Source organism: Actinomyces gerencseriae DSM 6844 (assembly GCF_000429265.1).
Classification (GTDB): Bacteria; Actinomycetota; Actinomycetes; order Actinomycetales; family Actinomycetaceae; genus Actinomyces; species Actinomyces gerencseriae.
On record NZ_AUBN01000010.1, the window covers coordinates 243,246 to 249,415 of the forward strand.

Annotated in this window: 5 protein-coding genes; 1 reads left to right on the forward strand and 4 read right to left on the reverse strand. The window is 70.0% G+C overall.

Annotation, left to right across the window (positions count from 1 at the left end):
• Positions 1 to 35: 35 nt before the first annotated feature.
• The 4 genes from G448_RS0105205 to G448_RS0105220 form a co-directional block, all read right to left on the reverse strand.
• Positions 36 to 950: an FKBP-type peptidyl-prolyl cis-trans isomerase gene (locus G448_RS0105205; protein WP_026407137.1), complete on the reverse strand. Its 915-nt coding sequence runs from the start codon at positions 948 to 950 to the stop codon at positions 36 to 38.
• 105 nt (positions 951 to 1,055) lie between these two features.
• Positions 1,056 to 1,451: a HesB/IscA family protein gene (locus G448_RS0105210; protein ID WP_026407138.1), complete on the reverse strand. Its 396-nt coding sequence runs from the start codon at positions 1,449 to 1,451 to the stop codon at positions 1,056 to 1,058.
• A gap of 183 nt (positions 1,452 to 1,634) precedes the next feature.
• Positions 1,635 to 3,293, reverse strand: a complete 1,659-nt coding sequence (locus G448_RS0105215) for an ABC-F family ATP-binding cassette domain-containing protein (protein WP_026407139.1) — start codon at positions 3,291 to 3,293, stop codon at positions 1,635 to 1,637.
• A 114-nt stretch (positions 3,294 to 3,407) separates the two neighbouring features.
• Complete coding sequence (locus tag G448_RS0105220) at positions 3,408 to 4,133, reverse strand: hypothetical protein (RefSeq protein ID WP_245572187.1); 726 nt, start codon at positions 4,131 to 4,133, stop codon at positions 3,408 to 3,410.
• Positions 4,134 to 4,457: 324 nt separating this feature from the next.
• On the opposite strand from G448_RS0105220, the gene G448_RS0105230 reads away from it, so the two are divergent.
• Positions 4,458 to 6,170, forward strand: a 1,713-nt coding sequence (locus tag G448_RS0105230; RefSeq protein ID WP_026407142.1) for a PTS transporter subunit EIIC, incomplete at its 3' end; no start/stop codon positions are given.

Below are 6,170 nucleotides of genomic sequence, written 5' to 3' on the forward strand. Positions count from 1 at the left end.
CCTCGCAGCACCCGGCGTGCGCGGGGAGGGCGGCGTCACACGGCGGCCTCGATATCCATCACACTGGCGCGGGCGGGAACCGGTTGACCGCGCTGGTCGTTGCCCGCCGGCATCAGGACGATGACGCGGGAGCCCACCGGCAGACCCTTGAGCCCGGTGAGGTTGGTGGCCAGGGCCATGGGAACGAGCTGGGGCTGCTTGCTGGCCCAGGAGGAGGCGGGCTGCGAGTTGTCCCAAGGGGTGAAGGCCATGTTGGCCAGCAGCACGGAGTCATCGCCGACCGGCTCGCCCGTGCCCCGGGCCAGGACCATCACCTCGGGCTCCGTGGGTTCCGCGGCCTCCGAGTCGACGGTGATCGACGCCTCGGCGCCGAGATCCCCGGTCACGCTCACGCCCCTGTCGGCCGCGGCCTGCTCGCCCTCGACCACCGCGTCGGCCGTGCCCGTCGCGATGTCCTCGGCCGTGCCCGCGTACCTGATCTCGACGACGAAGACGAGGGGTCCGGAGGGCTTGCCCTGGCTCTCGTCATCGCCATAGGCCTGATCCGCGGGGATGGCCATCTCCAGACGATCGCCCACCCTGTGCCCGGGCAGCCCGCGACGCCACCCCTCGATGAGACCGGACTCGGTCAGCGGGAACAGCGCCGGGACGCCTCTGCTGTACGAGGAGTCGAAGACCTCGTCGGAGCCCCACTTCCAGCCCGCGTACGAGACGGCGATGAGGTCGCCCTCGACGACCTCATCGCCATCTCCCTCGGACAGGGTCTTCACGGTGAGGTCCGCCGGGGCGTCCGCGCCGCTCCAGCTGAGCGTCGGCTGCGCACCGGGGTCTCCGGAGACCTCCGGGAGGGCCTTGAGGTTGGGGTCGGGGCGACTTCCGGAGCAGCCCGAGAGGATGAGCGCGGCGGCGAGGACGAGTGACGTCAGCGCGACGAGGGGGGTGCGGCGCACGAAGTCTCCTTGAGTACACGTAGGATGACGGCACCGGTGGGGACCGGTGCTCAGCGGGAGGCGCCGCATCGCCGGCCGGCGAGCGCGGGCTCTGTCAGCGGCGGGTCAGTTGAACGACTCGCCGCAGGCGCAGGTTCCGGCGGCATTGGGGTTGTCGATCGTGAAGCCCTGCTTCTCGATCGTGTCGGCGAAGTCGATGGTGGCGCCCGACAGGTAGGGCACGCTCATGCGGTCGACGACGACGTCGACGCTGCCCATCTCCCCGCCGCCCGTCGAGAAGGAGCGGACGGCGTCGCCGTCGAGCAGACGCTCATCGAAGTAGAGCTGGTAGACGAGGCCCGAGCAGCCGCCGGGCTGCACGGCCACGCGCAGGCGCAGATCGTCACGGCCCTCCTGAGCCAGGAGGCTGGCGACCTTGGCGGCCGCGGTCTCCGTGAGCAGAACCTCGTGCTCGGGGACCTCGGCGGTCGTGCCGGTCGCGGTCAGAGTCGTCTCTGCCATGTCATTCTCCTTGTACGGTCGGGTACTCACGCGGACTCATGGTTCCCGAACGCCCCGGCGGGGCGGCTTGTTCCCTCGGCAACCCTACCCGCTCATCCCCCCGCACCCACCGACGCCCGCCGCCGACGTTCGCGTGACGGCACTCACCCGACCGGCGCCTCCGTCCCGGGTGGGCGGATCGGGTCAGGCGAGCGCCACGAGCTCGAGGTACTCCCGGCTCCACAGGTCCTCGTCGCCGTCGGGCAGGAGGAGCACCCGGTCGGGCTCAAGGGCCTCCACGGCGCCCTCGTCGTGGGTGACCAGGACGACGGCACCGGTGAAGTTCGCAAGCGCTCGCAGGATCTCCTCGCGGCTGGCCGGATCGAGGTTGTTGGTGGGCTCGTCCAGAAGCAGGACATTGGCACTGGAGACGACCAGGATGGCCAGCGCCAGGCGGGTCTTCTCACCGCCCGACAGGACGCGCGCGGGCTTGTCGGCGTCGGCGCCCGAGAAGAGGAAGGAGCCCAGTACGCTGCGCACCTCGGTATCGTTCATACCGGGGGCGGCGCTGCGCAGGTTCTCCACGACCGTGCGCTCGTCGTCAATGGTCTCGTGCTCCTGAGCGTAATAGCCGATCTTGAGACCGTGGCCGTCGATGACCCTCCCCGAGTCCGGGGCCTCGACGCCGGCCAGGAGCCGCAGCAGGGTCGTCTTGCCGGCGCCGTTGAGGCCCAGGACGACCACGCGGCTGCCGCGGTCGATGGCCAGATCGACACCGGTGAAGACCTCGAGCGAGCCGTAGGCCTTGGACAGCCCGGCGGCGCGCAGTGGCGTCCTGCCGCACGGGGCGGGTTCGGGGAGGCGAAGGCGCGCGACCCTCTCGTCGATCCGCTCGGCATCCAGGCCCTCCATGAGCCGGTCGGCGCGCTTGAGCATCTGCTGCGCGGCCACGGCCTTCGTGGCCTTGGCCCGCATCCTCTCGCCCTGGGCGCGCAGGGCCGCGGCCTTCTTCTCCGCGTTGGCGCGCTCACGGCGACGCCGGTGCTCGTCGTCGGCGCGCTTGTCCAGGTAGGCGTCCCAACCGAGGTTGTAGACGTCGAGGACGCCGCGCGCGGCGTCGAGATGCATGATCTGGTTGACCGTGTCGCGCAGGAGATCGACATCGTGACTGATGACGATGAAACCGCCTGAGTAGGCGCGCAGGTGATCGCGCAGCCACAGGACCGAGTCGTGGTCGAGGTGGTTGGTCGGCTCGTCCAGCAGAAGCGTGTCGGGCCCCTGGAACAGGACGCGGGCGAGCTCGACGCGGCGCCGCTGCCCGCCCGACAGCGTGCCGATCCCCTGATCCAGGACCCGATCGGGCAGGCCGAGCGCGGCGGCGATGCGGGCCGCCTCGCTCGCGGCGGCGTAGCCGCCCGCCATGGTGAACTCGTGATCCAGGCGCGCGTACCGGTCCATCGCCTTGGCCATGGCGTCGCCGGCCGTCGTGGCGATCCTCTCCTCCGCCCTGCGGATGCGGGTGAGCAGGGCGTCGATGCCCCGGGCGGACAGGATCCGGTCCCGGGCGGTCTCGGTGAGGTCGCCGACCCTGGTGTCCTGGGGCAGGTAGCCGACCGAGCCGCTGCACGTGATGGCGCCCTCGTACTCGACGGCCTCCAGGCCATGGCGCTCATCGGCGTCGGCGACGGCCCGACCGGAGCCCTGTGCGACCGAGGCTGCGGCCAGGAGCTTGGTCATCGTCGTCTTGCCGGCGCCGTTGCGGCCGACCAGTCCGATGCGCATGCCCTTGCCGACTCGGAAGGCGGCTCCCGCGACGAGCCGTCGGGCGCCGATGCGCATCGTGAGGTCCTGGACGTTGATCACGTGCGCCATCGTACGGGCGCGGCGGATCGTTCTCCCGCCCCGTCACGGCGATGAGGTCCCGGTGATCGGTCACATCGCGCGCGGTCCGCCCGACGCCGCCCGCCCGACGCGATTTCAGTCCCACCAGAGCCAGGTCCCCAGCGGTCCGCGAGTCCAGTGACGGGGCAGGGGCCGGATCTCGTCGGGCGTCGCCTCCGCGTCCAGCTCGAAGCGCCCGCGGACCGCGTCCCACAGGGCGCGGCACGCGCAGTACTCATCGTGAACCTCGCTGACCTTCAGCTCCAGCAGGTCCGGGTCCGAGATCCACAGCCCCTCGACCGTGACCCGCTCGTCGGGCCGCTGCGGACCGATGGCGTAGCCGGACAGGCGCACTCGCCCTCCGGCCCGCGCGCAGGCGCGCAGGAGCGCGCCCAGCGTGGGCGCGAGGTTCTGGCGGTCCCGGAGCTGAGCGGGCGGAAGGATACTCAGGAGTCGCCGCGCAGTGCGCGGACCGAGATCGTGGAAGGGGGTGTAGTCGTCCTCCGGCTCGCCCGCGTCGGTGATGAGCCCGTCGGGATCGCGGCCGTACTCGGCGGGGATGATCGTGGACCGCAGGTCGTCCCGGCAGCGGACGAGCTCGTGCCACACGCCGGCCCTCACGGTCCAGCCGCGCGGCCCGTACAGGCCGGTCTCCTCCCCGTCCCGGCGATCGGTTCCGGCCGGGGGGACTCCGGCGGGACCGGCGTCGGCCGCTCCGCATCGGGGCGGCGCCTGGTCGACGGTCGACGTGGCGGTCGTCGCGGAGGCGTTCGCGCTCACGTTCTCGGTCGTGTTCATGGTTGTGCTCGTCGTCGCGCTCATGGCGATGGCTCCTCGGGGTCGTGCGACCGGGTCCTGCCGGCCGCGGCCGGAGCGGCGTCATCGCCGCCCGACACGAGTGTGAGGGCGAGGAGCCCGATCCCGCCGACCGCCTGTGACCGTGCGCGCTCCGGTGCGTCACCGACCGGCCTGTGGAGCCCGGCGGCCGCGTGCCCCCGGCGCATCCGGATCCCCGATCTGACCACGTATCACCATCATCGCGCTATCCTGCACTTCAGTCCCCTTCCTCGGGACGGTCCCAAACTCCTGGTCCCGCACCTCATCCGTACTGCCGCGGGGAGGGCGACGACCAACGAAAGGCCCTCGATGACAACAACAACCTCGGCCCCGGAGGCGATCATCGCCGCTGTCGGCGGCCCGGATAACATCACCCACCTCACTCACTGCGCGACGCGCCTGCGGTTCCAGCTCAACGACGCCTCGGTCGTCGACACCCCGACCGTCGAGAAGATCCCCGGTGTCATGGGCGCGGTTCCTCAGTCCGGCGAGCGCTACCAGATCATCATCGGCGGCACCGTGCAGTCAATGTACGAGAGCATCATGGCTCTGCCGGAGATGAAGACCATCGGCACCAAGGCGGCCTCCAACGACGACGTCAAGGCCGCCGCCCGGGCAGGCGGGATCCGCGGGAAGTTCTCCTGGGTCGACAACTTCTTCGAGTTCCTCTCCGACGCCTTCCGCCCGATCATCGGCGCGCTGCTGGGCGCCTCGATCTTCATCACCTTCATGGCCCTGATGGGCACGCTCGGCCTCATCGACAACTGGGCCGACTCGAGGGTGGAGCTCCCGCCGACATGGGCGTTCATCAACCTCACCTGGCGCTCGGTCTTCTACTTCCTGCCGCTCATGGTGGCCTATAACGCGTCCAAGAAGCTCGGAGCCGATCCCTGGGTCGGATTCTCCGCCATGGCCGTGACGATGCTGCCGGGATTCGCCGCGCTGGGGAAGGTCGACCAGGCGACGAGCATGACCTTCATGGGGTCCGAGATCACGACCGTCAAGCTCTTCGGCGCCATTCCCCTGACGATCTTCGACTACGGCTCGCAGGTCTTCCCGCCACTGCTCATGGCCGCGGTGCTCGGGCCGCTGACCAAGTGGCTCAAGAAGATCATCCCCGATGACATCCAGCTGATCTTCGTGCCGTTCTTCGCCATGCTCGTCATGATCCCGCTGACGAGCTTCGTCCTGGGGCCGATCGGCGTCTACGCCGGTGCGTGGCTCGCCAACGTCCTGCAGACGATCAACAGCATCTCCCCCTTCATCTTCTGCATCATCATCCCGCTGGTCTACCCCTTCATGGTGCCGCTGGGCCTGCACTGGCCCATCAACGCGATCATGCTGCTCAACATCCAGCAGAACGGGTTCGACTTCATCCAGGGGCCCATGGGCGCCTGGAACTTCGCCTGCTTCGGCGCCACCGCCGGCGTCATGGTCGTCGCCATGCGGCACAAGGAGAGGGACATGCGCGTCACCGCCACCGGTGCGCTCTTCGCCGGCCTGGTCGGCGGCATCTCCGAGCCGAGCCTGTACGGTATCCACCTGCGCTTCAAGCGCATCTACCCGCGCATGCTCGTGGGCTGCGTCGCGGGCGGCATCATCCAGGGCATCCTCGGCGGCGTGACCACCAAGGCCTTCGTCTTCACCTCGCTGCTCACCATCCCCGCCTTCAACGCCGACGCCCAGGGCGTGGACGCCACCAAGTCGATCTTCATCTACGGCGCATCGGTCATCGTCTCCTTCCTCATCGCCATGTTCCTCGTCATCGTCTCGGACTACCGCACGCCGGAGGACCGCGCCGAGATGGACAGGACCAACGCCGAGAACGAGGCCGACCTCGCACTGGAGGCCTCTTCTTCCGCCGCCTCCGATTCCGCCGTTTCCGACGACGACTCGACCTGCGCGGACGACGCCGGCGAGGCTCCCGCCGAGGAGGTCGAGCCCGCTCTGGTCCCCGGGACGGTCACCGAGGTCACCGCTCCGCTGACCGGCTCCGTCATGCCCCTGGAGGACGTCTCCGAC